The sequence below is a fragment of the Streptomyces chartreusis genome, from assembly GCF_008704715.1.
Taxonomy (GTDB): Bacteria; Actinomycetota; Actinomycetes; order Streptomycetales; family Streptomycetaceae; genus Streptomyces; species Streptomyces chartreusis.
Window position 1 is genome coordinate 2,060,435 of the sequence record NZ_CP023689.1, and the last position, 20,568, is coordinate 2,081,002.

The 20,568-nt window shown below is 72.0% G+C and carries 16 protein-coding genes; 5 read left to right on the forward strand and 11 right to left on the reverse strand.

The window, feature by feature from the left end:
- Nucleotides 1–24 precede the first annotated feature (24 nt).
- The 5 genes from CP983_RS08590 to CP983_RS08610 all read right to left on the reverse strand — a co-directional run bounded on the left by CP983_RS08590 (nucleotide 25) and on the right by CP983_RS08610 (nucleotide 5,821).
- A complete protein-coding gene (locus tag CP983_RS08590) occupies nucleotides 25–1,590 on the reverse strand; it encodes a PucR family transcriptional regulator (RefSeq protein ID WP_125529183.1) in 1,566 nt (521 codons plus the stop codon).
- A gap of 30 nt (nucleotides 1,591–1,620) precedes the next feature.
- Nucleotides 1,621–2,904 carry an aspartate aminotransferase family protein gene (locus tag CP983_RS08595; protein ID WP_125529182.1) on the reverse strand — a complete coding sequence of 428 codons (1,284 nt, stop codon included), beginning with the start codon at nucleotides 2,902–2,904 and terminating at the stop codon, nucleotides 1,621–1,623.
- Nucleotides 2,901–3,743, reverse strand: a complete 843-nt coding sequence (locus CP983_RS08600; protein ID WP_107907925.1) for a nitrilase-related carbon-nitrogen hydrolase — start codon at nucleotides 3,741–3,743, stop codon at nucleotides 2,901–2,903. The genes CP983_RS08595 and CP983_RS08600 overlap by 4 nt, the downstream gene beginning before the upstream one ends.
- A gap of 191 nt (nucleotides 3,744–3,934) precedes the next feature.
- Nucleotides 3,935–5,428: a hypothetical protein gene (locus CP983_RS08605; protein WP_150499163.1), complete on the reverse strand. Its 1,494-nt coding sequence runs from the start codon at nucleotides 5,426–5,428 to the stop codon at nucleotides 3,935–3,937.
- Between the two features lie 132 nt (nucleotides 5,429–5,560).
- Nucleotides 5,561–5,821: a helix-turn-helix domain-containing protein gene (locus CP983_RS08610; protein ID WP_030958005.1), complete on the reverse strand. Its 261-nt coding sequence runs from the start codon at nucleotides 5,819–5,821 to the stop codon at nucleotides 5,561–5,563.
- A gap of 61 nt (nucleotides 5,822–5,882) precedes the next feature.
- On the opposite strand from CP983_RS08610, the gene map reads away from it, so the two are divergent.
- The gene (map, locus tag CP983_RS08615) at nucleotides 5,883–6,650 is read left to right on the forward strand and encodes a type I methionyl aminopeptidase (RefSeq protein ID WP_150499164.1); all 768 of its coding nucleotides are present in this window, start codon (nucleotides 5,883–5,885) and stop codon (nucleotides 6,648–6,650) included.
- 189 nt (nucleotides 6,651–6,839) lie between these two features.
- Nucleotides 6,840–9,392, forward strand: a complete 2,553-nt coding sequence (locus CP983_RS08620; RefSeq protein WP_150499165.1) for an ATP-dependent Clp protease ATP-binding subunit — start codon at nucleotides 6,840–6,842, stop codon at nucleotides 9,390–9,392.
- A 4-nt stretch (nucleotides 9,393–9,396) separates the two neighbouring features.
- On the opposite strand, the gene ggt is transcribed toward CP983_RS08620, so the two are convergent.
- A complete protein-coding gene (gene ggt, locus CP983_RS08625; RefSeq protein ID WP_150499166.1) occupies nucleotides 9,397–11,196 on the reverse strand; it encodes a gamma-glutamyltransferase in 1,800 nt (599 codons plus the stop codon).
- A 118-nt stretch (nucleotides 11,197–11,314) separates the two neighbouring features.
- Between ggt and CP983_RS08630 the strand changes: the two genes are divergently transcribed.
- Both CP983_RS08630 and CP983_RS08635 read left to right on the forward strand, forming a co-directional pair.
- Nucleotides 11,315–12,073 carry a hypothetical protein gene (locus CP983_RS08630; protein WP_107907916.1) on the forward strand — a complete coding sequence of 253 codons (759 nt, stop codon included), beginning with the start codon at nucleotides 11,315–11,317 and terminating at the stop codon, nucleotides 12,071–12,073.
- Between the two features lie 116 nt (nucleotides 12,074–12,189).
- Entirely contained in the window at nucleotides 12,190–13,758 is a 1,569-nt protein-coding gene (locus CP983_RS08635) for a CocE/NonD family hydrolase (RefSeq protein WP_150499167.1), read from the forward strand.
- A gap of 395 nt (nucleotides 13,759–14,153) precedes the next feature.
- Here the strand turns inward: CP983_RS08635 and CP983_RS08640 are convergent, their stop codons facing one another.
- Nucleotides 14,154–14,561 carry a DUF6278 family protein gene (locus CP983_RS08640; RefSeq protein WP_107907914.1) on the reverse strand — a complete coding sequence of 136 codons (408 nt, stop codon included), beginning with the start codon at nucleotides 14,559–14,561 and terminating at the stop codon, nucleotides 14,154–14,156.
- 258 nt (nucleotides 14,562–14,819) lie between these two features.
- Between CP983_RS08640 and CP983_RS08645 the strand changes: the two genes are divergently transcribed.
- On the forward strand, nucleotides 14,820–16,586 hold the full coding sequence (locus CP983_RS08645; protein WP_150499168.1) for an SGNH/GDSL hydrolase family protein: 1,767 nt from the start codon (nucleotides 14,820–14,822) through the stop codon (nucleotides 16,584–16,586).
- Between the two features lie 15 nt (nucleotides 16,587–16,601).
- Here CP983_RS08645 and CP983_RS08650 read toward each other — a convergent pair whose 3' ends face one another.
- The 4 genes from CP983_RS08650 to CP983_RS08665 form a co-directional block, all read right to left on the reverse strand.
- On the reverse strand, nucleotides 16,602–17,381 hold the full coding sequence (locus CP983_RS08650) for an exodeoxyribonuclease III (protein ID WP_107907913.1): 780 nt from the start codon (nucleotides 17,379–17,381) through the stop codon (nucleotides 16,602–16,604).
- A gap of 56 nt (nucleotides 17,382–17,437) precedes the next feature.
- A complete protein-coding gene (locus CP983_RS08655; protein ID WP_150499169.1) occupies nucleotides 17,438–18,073 on the reverse strand; it encodes an MBL fold metallo-hydrolase in 636 nt (211 codons plus the stop codon).
- Between the two features lie 33 nt (nucleotides 18,074–18,106).
- The gene (pcaDC, locus tag CP983_RS08660; RefSeq protein ID WP_107907911.1) at nucleotides 18,107–19,405 is read right to left on the reverse strand and encodes a bifunctional 3-oxoadipate enol-lactonase/4-carboxymuconolactone decarboxylase PcaDC; all 1,299 of its coding nucleotides are present in this window, start codon (nucleotides 19,403–19,405) and stop codon (nucleotides 18,107–18,109) included.
- 117 nt (nucleotides 19,406–19,522) lie between these two features.
- Nucleotides 19,523–20,530: a hypothetical protein gene (locus tag CP983_RS08665; RefSeq protein ID WP_150499170.1), complete on the reverse strand. Its 1,008-nt coding sequence runs from the start codon at nucleotides 20,528–20,530 to the stop codon at nucleotides 19,523–19,525.
- Nucleotides 20,531–20,568 lie beyond the last annotated feature (38 nt).

Here is a 20,568-nt window from a genome sequence, read left to right on the forward strand (position 1 = left end):
CGTTTTCCCAGGTCGTGGCAGGTTTCAGCTCTGTTGCGCGTCGTGCGCGAGGAGTGCGATGTGCACGGATGCGGCCTGTTCGAAGTCGTCGAGGTCGACGCCGAGCCGTGTCTGTATCGCCTCCAGGCGGCGGTAGAGCGCGGGCCGCGAGACATGGTGGAGCTGGGCGGTGCGGGACTTGTTGCGGCCGGTCGCGAGGTACGTCCGCAGCACCGACAGCATGTCTTCGTCGGCCGCGCACAGCAGCCCGTCCAACTCCCGCTCCGCGAACGACTGCACATGCGGGTCGTCGCGCAACAGGCGGATCAGACCGCGCAGATGGACGTCCCTGAGGCGGACGACGGCCGGGAGGTCGAGGGCGGCCGAGGAGTCGGCGGCGTCGGCGACGTGCTGGGCCTCGCGCAGCCCGGTGGGCACGTCGTCCCAGGCGGTACGGGGGTCGGCGGCGGCCACGACGGTGCGGGCGGCCTCGGAGTGCACCCGGGCCGCGAAGTTCGCCGTGAGCACCGGGGCGTCCTGGTCCCGGGCGAGGCTCAGCAGTACCGCGACGGCCCCGTCGGCCAGCTCGGCGACGAGCCCGGAGAGCCCCACCATCCGCAGTACGCGGTCGAGTTGGCCGGGTTCGACGTCCCGCACGACCAGCGGGACGAACGTCCGACGGTTGACGGGCAGCCCGGCCGCCCGCGCCCGCGGCAGCAGCTGCCGTGCCGGTACGACGCCGCTGACGAGGTCGGTCAGCAGGCTCTGCGCGGACTGCTCCTCCCAGGTGTGCGCGGAGTTCCCGCCGAGCATGCGGTGCAGGACGAGGGCCTCGGCGGCACGGTCGGCGAGCAGCCGTCCGGTGGCGGTGTCGCCGCGGTGCCCGCACAGCATGATCTGTCCCCAGCGCTCGCCGCGCCCGGCGAGTTCGGCGCGGATCCAGCCGTCGCCCTCGCTGCCGCCGGCCTGCCGGGCGATGCGCTCCCAGTCGCGCAGCACGTCGTCCACGGCGGACCGCTCCCCCGCGGTGGCGAGGACGCGGTGGGCGAGGTTGGTGACGACGACGGGGCAGGCGCTGTGCGAGGCGACCTCGTCGAGCAGGCTCTGCAACGGGGCACCGGAGGTGATGAGCGCGGTGAGTGCGGTCCGTACGGACTCCGAGAGGCTGACGGCGGCGAACTTGCGGCGCACGAGCCGGCACTGGACCTCTTCGGTGAGCTCGGCGAAGGGGAACGGCCGGTGCAGGACCACCATGGGCAGTCCGCACCGCTCGGCCGCCCGGCGCATCACCTCCGGCGGGGCGGGGAACGCCCGGCCGAGGCCCAGTACGACGGCCGACGCCTCGGCGCGGTGCAGGGATCGGATGTACTCGGCCTGCTTGTCCTCGTCGCCGGCGAGCAGCACGCCGGTGGTGAGGACCATCTCGCCGCCGGTGAGCATCACCCCGACGTCCGGTGCCTCGGCGACGTGCACCCAGCGCACCGGCCGGTCCAGCTGACCGGCGCCGGCCACCACCTCGGGTTCCCCGGCCAGCACCCGCTCCAGGGTGAGGACCTGCCGGACCGACAGGGCGGGTTCGGAGAGTTCCGTGGGCTCCGAGGTGGTGGTCATGGCGGCGTTCCCTTGCTCGGGCGGGTCGTGCTAGAGGCTCCTCAGAGCGTTCTCCAGGATCGCGGCGCCCTCCTCGGCCTCCGCGACGGTGAGGGACAGGGGCGGCGCGACGCGCAGGGCGCTGGTGTTGTGGCCGCCGCCCTTGCCGATGAGCAGGCCGCCCTCGCGGGCCGCCTCCAGCACGGCGGACGCCGCTGCGGGGTCGGCCTCGTCGGTGCCGGGCCGGGTGAGCTCGATGCCCAGCATCAGGCCGCGGCCGCGCACCTCCCGGACGTGCGGCACCTGCGCGGCGACGGCCCGCAGCCGCTCCAGGAGCAGCCCGCCGACCCGCCGGGCGTTGCCCTGCAGGTCGTGTTCGATCAGGTACGAGAGGTTGGCGAGGCCGGCCGCCATGGTGATCTGGGTGCCGCCGAACGTCGAGATGCTGTTGGAGTCGAGGCAGTTCATGATCTCGGCGCGGGCGACGACGCCGCCGATGGACATGCCGTTGCCGATGCCCTTGGCGAAGGTCAGCATGTCGGGCGGGCCGGAGCGGGCGTGTGCCTGCCAGCCCCAGAAGTGGTCGCCGGTGCGGCCCCAGCCGGTCTGCACCTCGTCGGCGATCCACAGGATGCCGCGCTCGGCGAGCACCTCGCGGAAGGCGGCGTACAGCCCGTCCGGGCCGGAGGTGAAGCCGCCGACGCCCTGGACGGGCTCGGCGATCAGCGCGGCCGGCGGGCGGGTGTGGCCGAGGAGGTCCTTGAGGTCGTCGACGCAGGCGGCGATGAAGTCGTCGTCGGAGAGGTCGGCGTAGGGGCCCCGGGTGCGGACGCCGCCGTGCACGTACAGCGTCTGGAGCGGCGACAGCGAGGTCGGTGACCAGCCGCGGTTGCCGGTGATGCCGACCGCGCTGAAGGAGCGGCCGTGGTAGCTGTTGCGCATCGCGAGGATCGAGTTGCTCTGCTGGTAGGTCGTCGCGAGCAGGAGCGCGGTGTCGTTGGCCTCGGTGCCGGAGGTGGTGAAGAAGACGCGGGCGTCCGGGATGCCGCTCAAGTGGGCGATGCGCTCGGCGAGTTCGACCATGGGCCGGTTCAGGTACAGGGTGGATGAGTGCACGATCCGCCCGGCCTGCTCGCTCACCGCCTTGGTGACCTCGGGCAGCGCGTGCGCGGTCATCGTGGTGAGGATGCCGCCGAAGAAGTCGAGGTAGCGGTTGCCCTCGGCGTCCCAGACGTGGCGGCCCTCGCCGTGGGTGATCTCAAGCGGCTCCTCGTAGTACAGGGCGAGCCAGTCCGGCATGACGGCACGGTGGCGTCCCAGCAGGTCCTTGGTCACGGCTGCACCAGCCCTTCGTATGCGTCGGGGCGGCGGTCGCGGTAGAACGCCCACTGCTGCCGCACCTCGTCGATCAGGTCGAAGTCGAGATCGCGCACGACGAGCTCCTCGCTCTTGTCGCTGGCGATCTCCCCGACAACCTGCCCACGCGGATCGACGAAATAGCTCGTCCCGTAGAAGTCGTTGTCGCCGTACGGCTCCTGTCCCACCCGGTTGATCGCGGCGACGAAGTACTCGTTGGCGACGGCCGCGGCGGGCTGCTCCAGCTGCCACAGGTAGGCCGAGAGGCCGCGCGAGGTGGCGGACGGGTTGTAGACCAACTGGGCTCCGTTGAGGCCGAGTTGCCGCCAGCCCTCCGGGAAGTGGCGGTCGTAGCAGATGTAGACGCCGACCTTGCCGACCGCCGTTTCGAAGACGGGCCAGCCGATGTTTCCGGGCTTGAAGTAGTACTTCTCCCAGAAGCCCTTGACCTGCGGGATGTGGTGCTTGCGGTACTTGCCGAGGAAGGTGCCGTCGGAGTCGATGACGGCGGCGGTGTTGTAGTAGAACCCGGCCTGCTCGACCTCGAAGACGGGCACGACGATCACCATGCCGGTCTCGCGGGCCAGCTCCTGCATACGGCGCGTGGTGGGCCCGTCGGGGACCGGCTCGGCCCAGCTGTAGTGCTCGGGGTCCTGGACCTGGCAGAAGTAGGGAGCGTTGAAGACTTCCTGGAAGCCGATGATCCTGGCGCCCTGCCGGGCCGCCTCGCGGGCGTGCTCCTCGTGTTTCGCCACCATGGACTCGGTGTCGCCGGTCCAGGTGGCCTGGACCAGAGCGGCGCGTACGACGTTGGCCATGAGCTGCTCCTTCGACGGGACGTCAGAGCCTCTACGCCCGTAGAGGGGGGCCGTAGAGGCTCGAAAGTAAGCCCCCGGAACAGCCTTGCCAAGACCATCGTCGTTAACCCGCTGAGTCGATCAGGTTTCACCCTCCTGTGGGTGATGGATGGGGCCGGTGGGAGGGGTGTGCCGGGTGATGCGGGCCCCGGTCAGGCGGTGAAGCCCGCGACCCGCAGCGCGTGGACGAGGTCCCACCGGCACTCCTCGGAGACGCCCCGGGCGGCCTCCAGCAGCAGCGGCACGAGCGCCCGCGGGTCCGTCTCGACGCTGCGGGCGGCCTCCTCCGGGGTGCGCACGCGGACGTAGGCGTCGAGGAGCGCGCGGACCTCGCGGCGGCGTCCGGCGCCGGCCAGGCCCAGTACGGCCTGCCCTATCTCGGGCGCGGGCCGCAGCACACCCTGCCGCAGTATCTGCTCCCCGTCCTCGGCGCGCCCTGCGGCGGTCAGCGCGTCCGCGGCGGCCACGAGCCCCTCGGCCGGCAGCGAGGCGGCCTCCCACAGCAGGGTCGCCCAGTCCGCCCCGAGTCCGGCGCGCTGCATCTCGGCGGCGAGCAGCGGCAGGCGTACGGCGGGCCAGTGCGCGGCCTCGACGAGCAGTACGTGCGCCTCGCCGCTGCGCCCCTCACGGCGCAGCCGCACCAGCGCCTCGACGCTCCCGGCGACCTCCCGCCGGTCCTCCGGTCCGGCCGCTTGCGCCTGCGGCTCCGGGGTCACGGCCGCACCCTCGTCGTCCGCCCCGGCGAACCGGGCCCCGCGCGGGGTGCGGCGGGTGGTGGCGGCGGGCTGGGCGGGCAGCGTGGGCAGGACGGGCTCGGCGGTCGGCGGTACGACGACGGGGGCGGCCTCCTCCTCGGCCATCCCGGCGAAGCGGGCGCCGCCGCGGCGGCGTTTGCGCTGCTTGGGTACGGGAGCGGGGTCGGTGTGCGGCTCCTGCGTGTGCCGCGTGTCCGGCTCATCGGGCACCCTCGCCGCGCTCTCGGCGACATACGCACCGGCGATCCGCTCCTGACCGGGGCCGGGACCGTCGGGCGCTCCGGCACGCGCGTGCCATTCGGCCGGGTCGGCGGCCGAGCCGCCATCGGCACGACCCTCACCGAACCGGTCCCGCTGGATCACCCGCTCCCGTGCGCTCGCCGCGCGGCGGTCCAAGTCGGTCATCCGGAAGCGGAGTTCGGCGCATCGGGCGGTCGCGCGTTCGTGGTCGTCGCGGGCCCAGGCGAGGTCGAGCCGGATGGCCTCGGCCTGGTCGCGGCTGGTGGCGGAGGTGAGCAACCGGCTCAGTTCCGCCTGCCGTTCGGCGGCGTAGTGCTGTTCGCGGAGCATGACGTCGAGGCGGTCCCGGATGGCGTCGCGCCCGCCGGGACGGGCGTCGTAGGCGGCGAGAGCTGCCGCGTGCAGGGCGCGGGCGCGTTCCGTCTCGGGGCCGGCGCCGCCGGGGCCGTACTGGCCGGCGAGGTCCTGCAGCAGGGACTCCACCACGTCCCAGGGCGGCACCTCGCGGCCGGCGAGGCAGGCCCGCATGCCCTCGGGGTCACGCTGCCAGAACACCGCGCACCAGCCGCCGCCCTGGTCGAGGCGCGCCGTGAGACCGTCCAGGTAGTTAACGAACTCCCGCATCCGAGCCGGGAGTTGATCCACTGACATTGCTCAACTCCCGCCAGACCGGAGCACTCCGGTCCGTTAGGCAACACCAGCCGTGTTACGGACGTGCTACGGGGAGTTTTCCGACTGAACGCAGAGTACGCCGGACCTACCGGAACGTGACGTGCGCACCTTTCAGGCGGCGGCCTCGACGGCCGGCGCGCACCGCCCGACCAGTTCGTCCATCGACAGCCCGAGGGCCGCGGCCAGGGCGGCGACCGTGAAGAAGGCCGGCGTCGGCGCCCGGCCGGTCTCGATCTTGCGCAGCGTCTCGGCGGAGATCCCGGCGTTCGCCGCGACCTCCGTCATGCTGCGGCCGCCGCGGGCCTCGCGGAGCAGCCGGCCGAGCCGCTCGCCGCGTTCACGCTCTTCGGGAGTGAGAGGGGTGCGCACCATGGCACCCATTCTAATACCGCCCCCGAGCGACCCCCATTTAAATACCGGTATAGTAATTGGCATGGTGGAACTGAAGACGGACAAGTCGATCGATGCGATGTACGTGACCGGACAGGTCGTCGGCCAGGCCCTGACGGCCGTGCGCAAGGCCGCCGACGTGGGGGTCTCCCTGCTGGAGCTGGACGAGGTTGCGCGCGAGGTGCTGCGCGACGCCGGGGCGACCTCGCCCTTCCTCGGCTACCGCCCGTCGTTCGCCCCCACCCCGTTCCCCGCCGTCATCTGCGCCTCGGTGAACGACGCGATCGTGCACGGCATCCCGACCGGCTACCGCCTGCGCGACGGCGACCTGGTCTCCATCGACTGCGGCGCCGAACTGGGCGGCTGGGCGGGCGACTCGGCGATCAGCTTCACGGTGGGCCGGGCGCGCCCGGAGGACGTGACGCTGATCGAGACGACGGAGCGGGCGCTGGCGGCGGGCATCGGGGCGGCCGTGGTCGGCAACCGCATCGGCGACATCGCCCACGCCATCGGCTCGGTGTGCCGGTCGGCCGGATACGGCGTCCCGGACGGGTTCGGCGGCCACGGCATCGGCCGCAAGATGCACGAGGACCCGGGGGTGCCGAACGAGGGCCGCCCGGGCCGGGGCATGCCGCTGCGCCGCGGCATGGTGCTGGCCATCGAGCCGATGGTCATCGCGAGCGGCCGGGACGGCTACCACGCGGCCCCGGACGGCTGGACCCTGTGCACGAACGACGGCTCCCGCGCGGCCCACGCGGAGCACACGGTGGCGATCACCGACGCGGGACCGCGCGTCCTCACGGCCCGCTGAGGCCCGTCGCGGGCCGGGGGCGGCCCCGCTGCCTGCGCGTTTCGCTGAAGGTGCCCCCGGCCACGGTTCGTGCGAAGGTGTTCTACGAACGCGGCCAGGTGTAACCGGCTTCAGCCCGGGTTACCCGACTCCGGCACGTCGATCAGCGAGGGCGACCCTGCCCGCGCAGGGAAGCCGGATGGGAACGCCATGAGCAGCGGCTTCAGTGGTCCTGAGGACTACGACCCCTTCGGAGAATTCCTCGCCCGCTTCTTCGGCGGACCGCGTCCCGGTCCGCGCCAGATCGACATCGGGCGGTTGCTCAGTCAGCCGGCCCGGGAGCTGGTGCGCGGCGCCGCGCAGTACGCCGCCGAGCACGGCAGCCGGGACCTGGACACCCAGCATCTGCTGCGCGCCGCGCTGTCCGCCGAGCCGACCCGGAGTCTGCTCAGCCGGGCGGGCGCGGATCCCGACTCGCTGGCGACGGAGATCGACGAGCGCTCGGGCCCGACCCAGCACCCGCCGGGCGAGGGCCCGCCGCCGACCTCGCTGTCCCTGACACCGGCCGCCAAGCGCGCCCTGCTGGACGCGCACGACCTGGCCAGGGCGCGGGGAGCCGGTTACATCGGCCCGGAGCACGTGCTCAGCGCCCTCGCCGCGAACCCCGACTCGGCGGCCGGGCACATCCTGAACGCGGCCCGGTTCGCGCCCTCCGGCATGCCGCCCGAGGCGCCGGACTCGACGCAGTCCCGCCCCGGCGTCGACCAGCGGCCCCGCGTCGACACCGGCACGCCCACGCTCGACAAGTACGGCCGCGACCTCACCGACCTGGCCCGCCAGGGCGGTATCGACCCGGTGATCGGCCGGGACGAGGAGATCGAGCAGACCGTCGAGGTGCTGTCCCGGCGGGGCAAGAACAACCCGGTGCTGATCGGTGACGCGGGCGTGGGCAAGACCGCGATCGTGGAGGGCCTGGCCCAGCGGATCGCCGACGGCGACGTGCCGGACGTGCTCAGTGGCCGCCGGGTGGTCGCGCTGGACCTGACAGGAGTGGTCGCGGGCACCCGTTTCCGGGGTGACTTCGAGGAGCGGCTCACCAATATCGTCGACGAGATCCGGGCGAACTCCGACCGACTGGTCGTCTTCATCGACGAGTTGCACACCGTCGTGGGCGCCGGGGGCGGCGGCGAGGGCGGGTCCATGGACGCCGGGAACATCCTCAAGCCGGCGCTGGCCCGCGGGGAACTGCATGTGGTCGGCGCGACCACGCTGGAGGAGTACCGGCGGATCGAGAAGGACGCGGCGCTCTCCCGCCGCTTCCAGCCGATCCTGGTGCCCGAGCCGACCGCGACCGACGCCATCGAGATCCTGCGCGGACTGCGCGACCGCTACGAGGCCCACCACCAGGTCCGCTACAGCGACGAGGCGCTGGTGGCCGCCGTGGAGCTGTCCGACCGCTATCTCACCGACCGCCGGCTCCCCGACAAGGCCATCGACCTGATCGACCAGGCCGGCGCCCGGGTACGGCTGCGCGCGCGGACCAAGGGCACGGACGTACGGGCCATGGAGCGCGAGGTCGAGCAGCTGACCCGGGACAAGGACCAGGCCGTCGCCGACGAGAGCTATGAGCAGGCGACCCAACTGCGGGACCGCATCGTCGAGTTGAAGAAGCGCATCGCGGACGCCTCCGGGGACGAGGAGGTCGACGAGGGCATCGACCTGGAGGTCACCGCCGAGGCCATCGCGGAGGTGGTGTCACGGCAGACCGGCATCCCGGTGAGCAGCCTCACCGAGGAGGAGAAGGACCGGCTGCTGGGCCTGGAGGACCATCTGCACGAGCGGGTCGTCGGGCAGGACGAGGCGGTGCGCGTGGTGTCCGACGCGGTGCTGCGCTCGCGGGCCGGGCTGGCGAGCCCCGACCGGCCGATCGGCAGCTTCCTCTTCCTCGGCCCGACCGGCGTCGGCAAGACCGAACTCGCGCGGGCGCTGGCCGAGTCGCTGTTCGGCAGCGAGGAGCGCATGGTCCGCCTGGACATGAGCGAGTACCAGGAACGGCACACCGTGAGCCGGCTGATCGGCGCCCCGCCCGGCTACATAGGTCACGAGGAGGCCGGCCAGCTCACCGAGGTGGTGCGGCGGCACCCGTACTCGCTGCTGCTGCTCGACGAGATCGAGAAGGCGCACCCGGACGTCTTCAACATCCTGCTCCAGGTGCTGGACGACGGCCGGCTGACCGACTCGCAGGGCCGCACGGTGGACTTCACCAACGCGGTCATCGTGATGACGAGCAATCTCGGCTCGGAGGCGATCGGCCGCGGCGGCGCCGGGATCGGGTTCGGTTCGGGCGACACGGAGGCCGACGAGGAGGCGCGCAACGAGCGGATCCTGCGGCCGCTGCGCCAGCAGTTCCGGCCCGAGTTCCTCAACCGCATCGACGAGATCGTCGTGTTCCGCAGGCTGACGCCCGAGCAGCTGGAACGGATCACCAATCTGCTGCTGGACCGGACCCGCCGGCTGCTGCACGCGCAGGGCGTCGAGGTCGAGTTCACCGGCGCGGCCGTCGACTGGCTCTCCGAGCGCGGCTACCAGCCGGAGTACGGCGCCCGCCCGCTGCGCCGCACCATTCAGAAAGAGGTCGACAACCAGCTGTCCCGGCTGCTCCTGGACGGCCGGATCGGCGAGGGCGGCCGGGTCACGGTCGACGTGGCGGACGGGCAGCTCGCCTTCCGCACGGAAGACCTGCCGCCCGCCCCCGAGCTCTGAGGCGCTACCGCGCCGATCGCACCACCATCGCCGAGCCGCCGCCGCGTCGTACCTTCTCGGCGGCGGCGAGCCACCTGCCGTCCGGCAGTCGCTGTACGCCGGTGGCCGCGCCGATCTCCGGGTTGGCCCTGAAGCCGTGCCCGATGGCCTCCAGCCGAGTCCTGAGCGGGCTGTCGTAGAGGCCCGGTTCGAGTTCCGTGGTCGCGGCGTTGCGCTGGCTGGCGCGCGGCGCGGCGATCGCGTCGACCAGCGGCAGGCCCCGGTCGAGGAACCCGGTCAGGGTCTGGAGCACGGTGGTGATGATGGTGGCCCCGCCGGGCGAACCGAGCGCCACGACGGGCTTGTCGTGCCGGTCGAGGACGATCGTCGGCGACATGGACGAACGCGGGCGCTTGCCGGGGCCCGGCAGGTTCGGGTCGTGCACGGCCGGGCTCGCCGGGGTGAAGGAGAAGTCCGTCAGCTCGTTGTTGAGCAGGAAGCCGCGGCCCGGGACGGTGATCCCGCTGCCGCCGGTCTGCTCGATGGTGAGGGTGTACGAGACGACGTTGCCCCACTTGTCGGCCACCGTGAGGTGGGTGGTGCTGTCGCCCTCGTAGGTGGTCGGGGCGGCGGTGCCGCGCGCGTCGCAGGACGCCGGGTCGCGCGGGTCGCCCGGCGCCACCGGGCTCGTCAGCACGGCGTCGTCCTTGATCAGGCACGCCCGCGAGTCGGCGTAGCGCTGCGACAGCAGCCCCTTCGTCGGTACGTCCTCGAAGGCCGGGTCGCCGACCCAGCGCCCGCGGTCGGCGAAGGAGATGCGGCTGGCCTCGATGTAGCGGTGCAGGTAGCGGACCTCGCTCGCCTTCGACAGGTCCGTGTTCTCCAGGATGTTGAGGGCCTCGCCGACGGTGGTGCCGCCGGAGGAGGAGGGCGCCATGGAGTAGACGCCCAGACCGCGGTAGGAGGTCTTCGAGGGCGCCTGCGACCTGACCCGGTAGGCGGCCAGGTCCTTCGCGGTCAGGTCGCCGCGGCGGGCGTTCCAGCCGGAGGCCGGGTCCACGGGCGGGTTGTCGACGGTGTCGACGATGTCGTCGGCGATGTCGCCCCGGTAGAGCGCGCCGACGCCCTTGTCCGCCAGCTCGGCGTAGGTGCGGGCGAGGTCGGGGTTCTTGAAGCTGGAGCCGACGACCGGCAGCGCGCCGCCCGGCAGGAACAGCTTCGCGGTGTCCGGGAAGTAGCGGAACCGGGCCTCGTTGGCGGCGGTCTGCGAGCGGAAGGTGTCGTCGACCCGGAAACCGTCGCGGGCGAGGCGCTCGGCGGGCTTCAGGACCGACCTGAGGCTCTTGCTCCCCCACTGGTCGAGGGCCTTCTGCCAGGTGGCGGGCGTACCCGGGGTACCGACGCTGAGGCCGCTGCTGACGGCCTCGGCGAACGGGATCGCGGTGCCGTTCTCCGTGAACAGGCCCGAGTCGGCGCTCAGCGGCGCGGTCTCCCGGCCGTCGATGGTGCGCACAGTTCGGGACCCGGCGTCGTAGTAGACGAAGTAGCCGCCTCCGCCGACGCCGGCGGAGTAGGGCTCGGTGACACCGAGCGCGGCGGCCGTGGCGACGGCGGCGTCGACGGCGTTGCCGCCCTTGCGCAGGACCTCGATGCCGGCCGCGGAGGCATCGGCGTCGACGCTCGACACGGCTCCGCCGTATCCGACGGCCACGGGAACCTTCTCGACGGCATGGGTGCCGGTGCCGGGCGGTGCCGCCGCTCCCACTGACACCACGGCGACCGAGATCGCCAGGACCGACAGTTTCCGCGCGACAGGGCGACGCATCAGCACCTCCAGTCAGGGACCGTTCGCGCAGCCTATTCGATCGGCATGCCCGCGTCAGCCTGCCCTCGCCGTCTTTCGTCGAACGTGGGTTTGCGTTCGCCCGCTACCATGCGCGCCCATGAATGACGACGTACGCAACATCGTCCTGGGCGTGGTCGCGGCCGGCATCAGTGCCACGCTCGGCTGGCTCGCGCGCACCTATCTGTGGAAGCGCAGACTGCGCCGCAAGCAGGCCTTCTTCGGGCTGCCCGACAACGCCGAGTCCTTGCTGGTGGTCAACCGCGGGGCCGGCGGGCCCGAGCTGACGGTGATGCGTTACGACGTGTTCGCGCTGCTCGAACTGGCCGCCCTGATCAAGGACTGCAACGCCCACGCCCAGATAATCCCGCACGACGCGGCCCGCCAGGGCTTCGGCGAGCGCACCGAGTTCTGCGTCGGCGGCCCGGCGTCGAACCGGCGCATGGCGGCGCACCTCGCCTCGCTCCTGCCGGGGGTGCTCGTGAACGTGGACTCCGAACCCGGCCCGGACCGGGGTGCGTTCCAGATCGGCTCCGAGCGCTACCGGGTGGAGGTCGGCAAGGAGGAGTACGCGCTTCTGGCCCGCCTCACCGTCGGCGAGAGCCAAGGCCCGCGCCCGGTCTTCCTGTTCTGCGGGCAGACCGCCATCACCAACCAGGCGGCCACCCGTTATCTCGCCCGCAATCACGAGCGGCTGTCCCGCAAGCACGGCAACGGCACCTTCGCCGTGCTGCTGAAGGTGGTCAACTCGCAGGCGTACGGCCCGGACGTGGTGGAGCTGGTCGCCGATGTCACACGCGCCGCGCAGACCCCCTTGCCGACACCCGCGGCTCCCCGCAATAGCCACCGTGCCTCCTGAGGTCCGCCACATTCCGCATATCGTTACTGGCACGTAACTTACCGACGGGTTACTTGCGGTAAGAGGCCGCGGTTACCGTCGGGTCACTTTGCACTGACACGAGTGAGGAGTGACCCGTGGGAACCCATCGCAAGGCACTGCGTACGACCGCCGTGGGCGCCGTCTCCGCGACCCTGGTCGCCGGTAGCGCCCTCGGGCTCGCCCCCGCGGCCCAAGCCGCCCCGAACAGCGTCCGGTTCGTCGACATCGGCGGCGACGGCGGCACCACCCTGAAGGCGAACGTCGTCACGCCGGCCGGCGCCGACGGCACGCACCGCTACCCGCTGCTCGTCATGCCCACGAGCTGGGGCCTGCCCCAGGTCGAGTACTTCGCACAGGCTCAGAAGCTCGCGAACTCGGGCTACGTCGTCGTCAGTTACAACGTGCGCGGCTTCTGGCAGTCCGGTGGCGAGATAGAAGTGGCCGGGCCGCCCGACATAGCCGACGCGTCCAAGGTCATCGACTGGGCGCTCGCCAACACCCCGGCCGACGCACGGCAGATCGGCATGGCGGGCGTCTCGTACGGCGCCGGCATCAGCCTGCTGACCGCCGCGCACGACAAACGGGTCCGGGCGGTCGCCGCCCTCAGTGGCTGGGCCGACCTCATCGGCTCCATCTACTCGGGCCGCACCCAGCACGTCCAGGCCGCCGCGCTGCTCGACGGCGCGGGCCTGATCACCGGCCGCCAGGGCGCCGAACTCCGGCAGATCTTCGACGACTTCTACGCCTCCAACCTGTCCAAGGAACAGGACATCATCAACTGGGGGAAGAAACGTTCTGTCGGTACATACGTGGACCAACTCAACGACAGCGGTGCCGCGGTCATGATGGCCAACGCCTGGGGCGACACGATCTTCCCGCCCAACCAGTACGCGGACTTCTACGAGAAGCTCACCGGCCCGAAGCGGCTGGATTTCCGCCCCGGCGACCACGCCACCGCCGAGCTCACCGGGCTGTTCGGCCTGCCCAACGACGTGTGGACGGACACCGAGCGCTGGTTCGACCACTACCTCAAGGGCGAGGACAACGGCATCAACCGGGAGCTGCCGGTCCAGCTCAAGTCCCGGTCCGGCGGCGCCTACGAGGGCTACCCGGACTGGAAGTCGGTCGGCGCGACGGACAAGAAGATCTCCCTGGCAGGCACGACGACGATCCGCGCGAACGTCGACTCGGGAGCCAACGGCGGCGTCGTCTTCCTGTCCAGCATCCTCGACCAGGTGGCCCAGGTGCCCCCGATGGCCGCGATCCCGCTGCTGCCCCGCCGCTGGGCGGCCGTATGGCAGTCGGAGAAGTACTCCTCGGCCCAACGTGTGCGCGGCACCTCGAAGTTGCACACCACCGTCACCCCGACCAAGGAGAGCGGCACCCTCGTCGCCTATCTGTACGACGTGGGCCCGCTCGGCCTCGGCAAGCTGGTCAGCAACGCGCCGTACACCTTCCACGGACGGACACCCGGACAGCCGTTCGGTCTCGACCTGGAGTTGTACTCCACGTCCTACGACGTCCCGGCAGGGCACCGCCTCGCGATGGTCGTCGACACGGTCGACCCGCTCTACATCGAGCACAACCCGTCCGGCGCGCGGCTGACCTTCTCCTCGCCGGCGAACGACCCGTCGTACGTGTCGATTCCACTGCGCGAACAGTGATCTCCGGCCGGCGCCGGACGGGTATGGCTCTGTGACTGCTGCCCCCTGCTGCCCCTGTCCCCAGGGGCCGTGGGGGGATCCCCACCCGGCAGCAGCGTCCCTGGTCGTGGGCGGGGCCACCGCCACGGCCTTGGGGACGGACGAAACATCGTAGTCGAGGTCCGACCCGGCGGGGCCGGAAGGGTTCACGGACCACGAAGCGACAAGTCCCCCACATGGTTGTCGACGTCACGCGGCACGATCGGTGGATCGCCAGCCATGCCCAGCCCCAGTCCTGTTCAGTACAGCGATGACCGCAAACTAGCGGGACAAGAGCTGACTTATTGGACGACACGCACTTTTCGGACATAAGCCGTATTTACTTGGTACTTATGCCGCACCCCACGGCCGGGGCCTCAGGCCTCCGCGACCTCCGCGTACAGCTGCGACAGCTCCGGCACGCCGCTCACGGCCCACTCCCGCCCGGAGGCGACGACGTCGAACTCCCGGCCGGACGCGAGCCGGACGACCGGCTGACCGTCCGGCCAGATCTCCCAGGCGGCGCCGGGCACGGTACGCACGATGACGGTGCCGAGGTACAGCCCGGCGTCGTTGCCCAGCCAGGGCAGGATCTCCTCGTCGTCCCGCCAGCGCGGCAGCAGCTGATCGAGGGCCTCCAACGAGGCCACGGTGTCATCGAGTTGGATCCCCGCCCGGGACGCGTGGGAACGCAGCAGCTCGCACTCGGAGAGCAGTTCGGCGATGCCCTCGGGGTCGGGGGCCCCGCGCTTCTCGGGCCGATGGCCAAGAAAAGGGATCTTCATACGCACAGCGTGTCATTCGCACGGCCGAACGCACCACAGGCGCGCGGACCGTCGATTCCGGTCGAGTTCACGCCGACTTGTGGCATGGCTCGTTGACGGGTCACGGGTGCCTCTCTAACTTCTCCGTGCGTCATGCGTCTCGTCGGAACGACTCACACCTGAAAATCTCGCAAGCACTTCTCTTCTGAGTGTCCTGCCCGAACTTGTCATGCGCAGTCATCCGCAGTCCTGAGCGGTCGTGAACGGGAGGAGTCGGCCGTGCGCCGATGTGTGTGGATCTCCGCGGTCGTCCTTGCCCTCTTCGCAGCCCTGGTGCCGGGTGTCTCCGCCCATGCGTCCGGCGAGCGCAGAGCCGTGCCGCTCCCGCTGGAGCGGCTCTTCGACAACACGGCCGTCAGTGACGACGCCCGTCCCGCCGCAGCCGACTTCGACGGGTCGGGCGCCTCTCTGTCCGCGCAGGACCTCGCCGCCGCCGGGTGGACGCCGGGCCGTGCGCTGACCGTGCAGGGCGCCCGGCTGACCTGGCCCGACCGGCAGCCGGGCGAGCCCGACAACGTTCTCGCCGCCGGGCAGGACGTGCGGGTGCGCGGCCGCGGAGACGCGCTCGCCTTCCTGGTGGCGGGCACGGCAGGCATCGACGTGGGCGCGGCGGGGACGGTGGTCTACGCCGACGGCGCCCGGTCCGGGTACCGGCTGACCGCCCCCGACTGGCGCACCGGCCCGCTCGCCACCAAGGCGGTCGCCCTGCCGCACATCAACACACCCGGCGGCCAACTCGCCGAGCGCGCGCGGCTGTACGTGGTGACCGTGCCGCTGGTCGCGGGGAGCCAGGTCGCCTCCGTACGGCTGCCGCAGGCGACCGGGCTGCATGTGTTCGCGGTGGCGGTGCGGTCCCCGGCCCCGGGCTGGACGGGGAGTTGGGCCGCGGCGACGGGCGGCTATCCGACCGTCGGGCCGTGGACCGACCGGACGCTGCGTCTGGTGGTGCACACCTCGGCGGGCGGGCCGCGGGTGCGGCTGCGGTTCGACAACACCTTCGCTGCGGGGCCGGTGCGGATCGGTGGCGCCACGGTGGCGGTGCAGCAGTCGGGCGCGGCGGCGAAGGCGACGCCGGTCCGGCTGTCGTTCGGCGGCGCGGCGGGCGTGGAGGTCCCGGCGGGCGCGCAGGCGTACAGCGATCCGCTCGGCTTCGCCGTGCCCGCCGACACCAACCTGCTGGTGAGCTTCCATCTGCCGGGGACCGTGCCGGCCGCGCCCGTGCACCGGCTCGCGCAGCAGCGGTCGTACGTGAGCGAGCCGGGCGACCACACGGCGGACCTCGCCGCCTCCGCCTATCCGACCGTGCTCACCAGCTGGCCGCTGCTGACGGGCGTCGACGTGGGCGGCGGGCCGGGGTCCGTGGTGCTGCTGGGTGACTCGATCACCGACGGCGACAAGTCCACGACGGATGCGAACCGGCGGTGGCCCAACGTCCTCGCCACACGGCTGCTGAACCAGAGTGCGGTCCCGCGCTACGGGGTGCTCAACCAGGGAATCTCCGGAAACCGTGTGGTCTCCGACCGCTACCCCGGGGACGGCGTCTCCACCGACACGGCCGGGGTGAGCGCCCTGCACCGGTTCGACCTCGATGTGCTGGCCCAGACGTCGGCGCGTACGGCCGTCGTGTTCGAGGGCATCAACGATGTGCGCTGGGACACGACCGCGGAGCAGGTGATCGCCGGGCTGCGCGAGATCGCGGACCGTGGGCACGCGCGGGGGCTGCGGATGCTGGCGGCGACGATCCTGCCGTGCGCGGGCGAGGCGCGCTGCACCGCCGCGGCCGACGCCGAGCGGGTCGAGATCAACGCGTGGATCCGTGGCGCCGGGGTGTACGACGGGGTGCTCGACTTCGACGCGGTCGTACGGGACCCGGCACAGCCCTCCCGGATGCTTCCCGCCTACGACAGCGGGGACCATCTGCACCCGGGGGACCCGGGGCTGGCCGCCATGGCCCGGTCGGTGGACCTGCGGGCGCTGGTGCCGTGACCGCGGCCGGGTGCCTTACACGTCCAGGTCCACGACCACCGGTGCGTGGTCCGAGGCGCCCTTGCCCTTGCGCTCCTCGCGGTCCACGTAGGAGTCGCTGACGGCCTTGGCGAACGGTTCGTTGCCGTAGACCAGGTCGATGCGCATGCCGCGGTTCTTGGGGAAGGCGAGCTGGCGGTAGTCCCAGTAGGTGTAAGGGTGGTCGTACTTCAGGGGGCGCGGGACCACGTCGGACAAGCCGGACTCGCGCAGCGCCGTCAGGGCGGCGCGCTCGGCGGGGGTGACGTGGGTGAGGCCCTCGAAGGCGGCCACGTCGTAGACGTCGTCGTCCGTCGGCGCCACGTTGTAGTCGCCCAGCACGGCGAACGGGCGGCTCCCTCCCGCGTCGCCGGCGACGGCCGCCTTCAGCGCCTCGAACCACTGGAGCTTGTAGGCGTAGTGGGGGTGGTCCACCTCGCGGCCATTCGGCACGTACACCGACCAGACGCGGACCGGACCGCAGGTCGCCGAGACGGCCCGGGGCTCCTGCACGCCGTCGTAGCCGGGGTCGCCGGGCAGGCCCTTGACGACGTCCTTGAGGCCGACGCGGGAGAGCACCGCCACGCCGTTCCACCGGCCGGTGGCGTTGACCGCCGCCTCGTAGCCGAGGTCGCGCAGCGGCTCGAACGGGAACTGGTCCTCGGAGACCTTGGCCTCCTGGAGGCACAGCACGTCGGTGCCGCTGCTCTCCAGCCAGGCCAGGAGCCTCGGCAGGCGTGCGGTGATCGAGTTCACGTTCCAGGTCGCGATGCGCATGTCTCACAACCTACCGGGCGGGACTGACAACCCGGCCCCGCCCGGGGTGGGGCCGGTCACAGCTCCGCGGAGTCCCCCGGCGTCAGGCGCAGGTGCTCCGAGCCGCCCAGGGCGCCGATCTGTCGGTCGTAGATCGGCCGGGCCAGGTCGGTCAGGAGGGCGTCGTGGATGTCGTAGGCGCGCTGCGGCTTGACCTCGCGGACGTAGTCGATGACCTCCGCGATCTTGTTCCAGGGCGCCATGACCGGGAGCATCAGCGTCTCGACCGGGTGCTCGGGCACGGTGAGGGCGTCGCCCGGGTGGAAGATGCGCCCGCCGTCCACGAGGTAGCCGACGTTGGTGATGCGCGGGATGTCCGGGTGGATGACGGCGTGCAGTTCGCCGTGGACCTGGACGTCGAAGCCGGCGGCGGTGAAGGTGTCGCCGTGGCCGACGGTGTGCACGCGGCCCGGGAACGCCGCCGAGATCTGCTCGGCGACGGACTTCAGCGTCCAGATCTGCGCCGCCGGGTCGGCCTCCATGGCCGCCCGCAGCCGCGCCTCGTCGAAGTGGTCGGGGTGCTCGTGTGTGACGAGGATCGCGTCCGCGCCGACCGCGGCGTCCTCCTCGCTGAACCCGCCGGGGTCGAGAACGAGCGTCTGTCCGTCCTTCTCCAGGCGGACACAGGAGTGCGACTTCTTCGTGAGCTTCATGGGTCCATCCTGGCGCGCACCCGCCGGGGATGCTCACTCCTCGGGAGTGGTCTCCTCCCTTATGACCTTCTGGGCGACCTTGAACGCGCTGTTGGCCGCCGGTACGCCGCAGTAGACGGCCGCCTGGAGCAGCACTTCCTTGATCTCGTCCGGGGTGAGGCCGTTGCGCAGTGCGGCGCGGGTGTGGAAGGCGAGTTCGTCCAGGTGGCCGCCCGCGACCAGGGCGGTGAGGGTGACACAGCTGCGGGCGCGCCGGTCGAGGCCGGGTCTGCCCCAGACCTCGCCCCACGCGTAGCGGGTGATGAGCTCCTGGAAGTCCCCCGAGAAGTCGTCGGCCTGCGCCAGGGCCCGGTCGACGTGCGCGTCACCGAGCACCTCACGACGGACCTTGATCCCCGCGTCGTACGGATCCGCCCGCCCCGTCGTCTGCTGCGGTACGACGGCCGGGGCGATCTCGGCGATGGGCGCCGGCTGCGACGGCACGGGGGCCAGGACCGGCTTCACGGGGGCGGCGACGATGGCCATCTGGCCGGTCGTGGAGTCGTAGGCGGGCTGCCAGGCGGTGGAGAAGTGCCGCACCAGCAGGTCGGTGACGGCGGCGGGCTGCTCGACCGGCACGAGGTGGGAGGCACCGGGGACCACGGCGAGCCGCGCGTCCGGTATGCCGGCGACCAGGGTGCGGGCCTCGGCGGGGCCGGTGACCTGGTCGTCCGAGCCGACGAGGACGAGCGTGGGCACGGCGACGCCCGCGAGCTGCGACCGTACGTCGAAGGAGGCGAGGGCCTCGCAGGCGGCGATGTAGCAGCCGGGGTCGGTGGTGCGCACCATCTGCACGGCCCACTCCGTGATGGCGGGCTGGGCGGCGGCGAAGCCGTTGGTGAACCAACGGTCCGGCGAGGTGCGGGCGATGGGGTCCAGGCCGTTCGTGCGCACGATCACGCCGCGCTGCCGGAACTCGTCCGCCGTGCCGAAGCGGGGCGAGGCGGCGATCAGCGCGAGCGAGGCGATGCGCTCGGGGTGGCGCAGGGCGAGTTCGATGCCGAGCGCGCCGCCGAGCGCGCAGCCCGCGTAGCCGAAGCGCTGCACGCCGAGGCCGTCGAGGGTGACGAGCAGTCGTTCGGCGAGTTCGGCGACGGAGCCCGCCGGGTAGGCGGGCGCGCCGCCGTGTCCCGGCAGGTCGAACCGGAAGACACGCCACTGCTGGGTCAGCTCGGGAACCTGCCGGTCCCACATGTGCCAGGTGGTACCGAGCGAGGGGCCCAGGATGAGGACCGGGGCATCTTCCGGGCCGTCGAATCGGTACTGGAGGGCGGGGGTCTTCGTCTCACTCACCGCTCCACGCTAACGTCCGCATCCGAACACCGGCCCCACGGACCCCACGTCCTCACACCTGGCTCCCGCAGATCGGCGAGGAACTCTCACACGGCCTTCACGGGACGGAGGTTCGGCTCAGCCGCGGACGGTGACGCCGTACCGGGTGCGCAGCCGCCACATCTCCCACGCCGAGACCGCGGTCACCGACAGCGGGCCGCCCAGCACCGAGCAGAACTGGGCCACCGGCGGACCCGCGGGCATGCCCTCGCTGATCAGGTTGAAGATCGCGAGGAGCCAGACCAGGATGCCGGTGACCACGGGCGGCAGCATCGGGTGCACATGGGCGGTGTTGAAGGCGCTGCGGGCGGAGTACAGCGACGCCAGGAACAGGAACGGCAGGCCCCAGAAGATGGCCGCCATGGTGATGAGCGCGACCGGCACCACCAGCCACGGGTTCTTGCTCTCCATGACCCCGCTGCTGCCCACGAAGTAGATGATCGCGGCGACGACGGCGAGGGACAGCAGAAACCAGCCGACCGCCTTGAGCGGGGCGCGCAGGCGTGAGCGCAGGTGCGGCCTCAGGTGCGGGGGCGCGTAGTAGATGAACCCGAGGATGACCAGCGGCCCGGCGCAGATCAGCAGGAACGGCGTGACGATCGCGTTGGCGAAGCCCGCCTCGGCCGCGTTGTTCCAACGGTCCTTCTCCACGCCGTAGGCGAGGATCAGCCCGATGGTGGCCAGCGCGCCGAGCACCGTGCGCGCCACCTGCACGCGGTCCACGGTGCGGTCCACGATCCGGTCGCCGCTCTCGTGCACGAACAGCTTGGTGGCGACGCGGTGCGCGGAGCGCAGGAGCAGGACCGCGAGGAAGAGCGGCGAGAAGTACCAGAGGCAGCCGCGGCGGCGTGCCACCGGTACGGGACGGCCGGGCGGCGGGCCGTAAGGGTACGGACCGGGGTGGGGGTTGGGATACGGGTTCGGGTTCGGCGGGGGCGGGCCGTAGGGGGTGCCGCCGTTGCCCGGCCCGTAGGGGCCGTTGGGCGCCGGGCCGGGTCCGTACGGGGCGCCCCAGCCCTGGCCGCCGGGTCCGTTGCCGCCCGGTTGTCCCGAGCCGGGTCCGGGACCCCATCCCCCCGTTGCCATGGCCTCTCCCACCGTTCGCTTCCGGCCAGTTGCTGTGT

Excerpts from the sequence above, each read along its gene's own strand:
- map (WP_150499164.1), top strand. The coding sequence starts at position 5,883 with ATGGTGGAACTGAAGACGGACAAGTCGATCGATGCGATGTACGTGACC.
- CP983_RS08665 (WP_150499170.1), bottom strand. The coding sequence starts at position 20,530 with ATGGCAACGGGGGGATGGGGTCCCGGACCCGGCTCGGGACAACCGGGC.
- CP983_RS08640 (WP_107907914.1), bottom strand. The coding sequence starts at position 14,561 with ATGAAGATCCCTTTTCTTGGCCATCGGCCCGAGAAGCGCGGGGCCCCC.
- CP983_RS08655 (WP_150499169.1), bottom strand. The coding sequence starts at position 18,073 with ATGAAGCTCACGAAGAAGTCGCACTCCTGTGTCCGCCTGGAGAAGGAC.
- CP983_RS08610 (WP_030958005.1), bottom strand. The coding sequence starts at position 5,821 with ATGGTGCGCACCCCTCTCACTCCCGAAGAGCGTGAACGCGGCGAGCGG.
- CP983_RS08620 (WP_150499165.1), top strand. The coding sequence starts at position 6,840 with ATGAGCAGCGGCTTCAGTGGTCCTGAGGACTACGACCCCTTCGGAGAA.
- CP983_RS08590 (WP_125529183.1), bottom strand. The coding sequence starts at position 1,590 with ATGACCACCACCTCGGAGCCCACGGAACTCTCCGAACCCGCCCTGTCG.
- ggt (WP_150499166.1), bottom strand. The coding sequence starts at position 11,196 with ATGCGTCGCCCTGTCGCGCGGAAACTGTCGGTCCTGGCGATCTCGGTC.
- CP983_RS08600 (WP_107907925.1), bottom strand. The coding sequence starts at position 3,743 with ATGGCCAACGTCGTACGCGCCGCTCTGGTCCAGGCCACCTGGACCGGC.
- CP983_RS08650 (WP_107907913.1), bottom strand. The coding sequence starts at position 17,381 with ATGCGCATCGCGACCTGGAACGTGAACTCGATCACCGCACGCCTGCCG.
- CP983_RS08605 (WP_150499163.1), bottom strand. The coding sequence starts at position 5,428 with ATGTCAGTGGATCAACTCCCGGCTCGGATGCGGGAGTTCGTTAACTAC.
- CP983_RS08630 (WP_107907916.1), top strand. The coding sequence starts at position 11,315 with ATGAATGACGACGTACGCAACATCGTCCTGGGCGTGGTCGCGGCCGGC.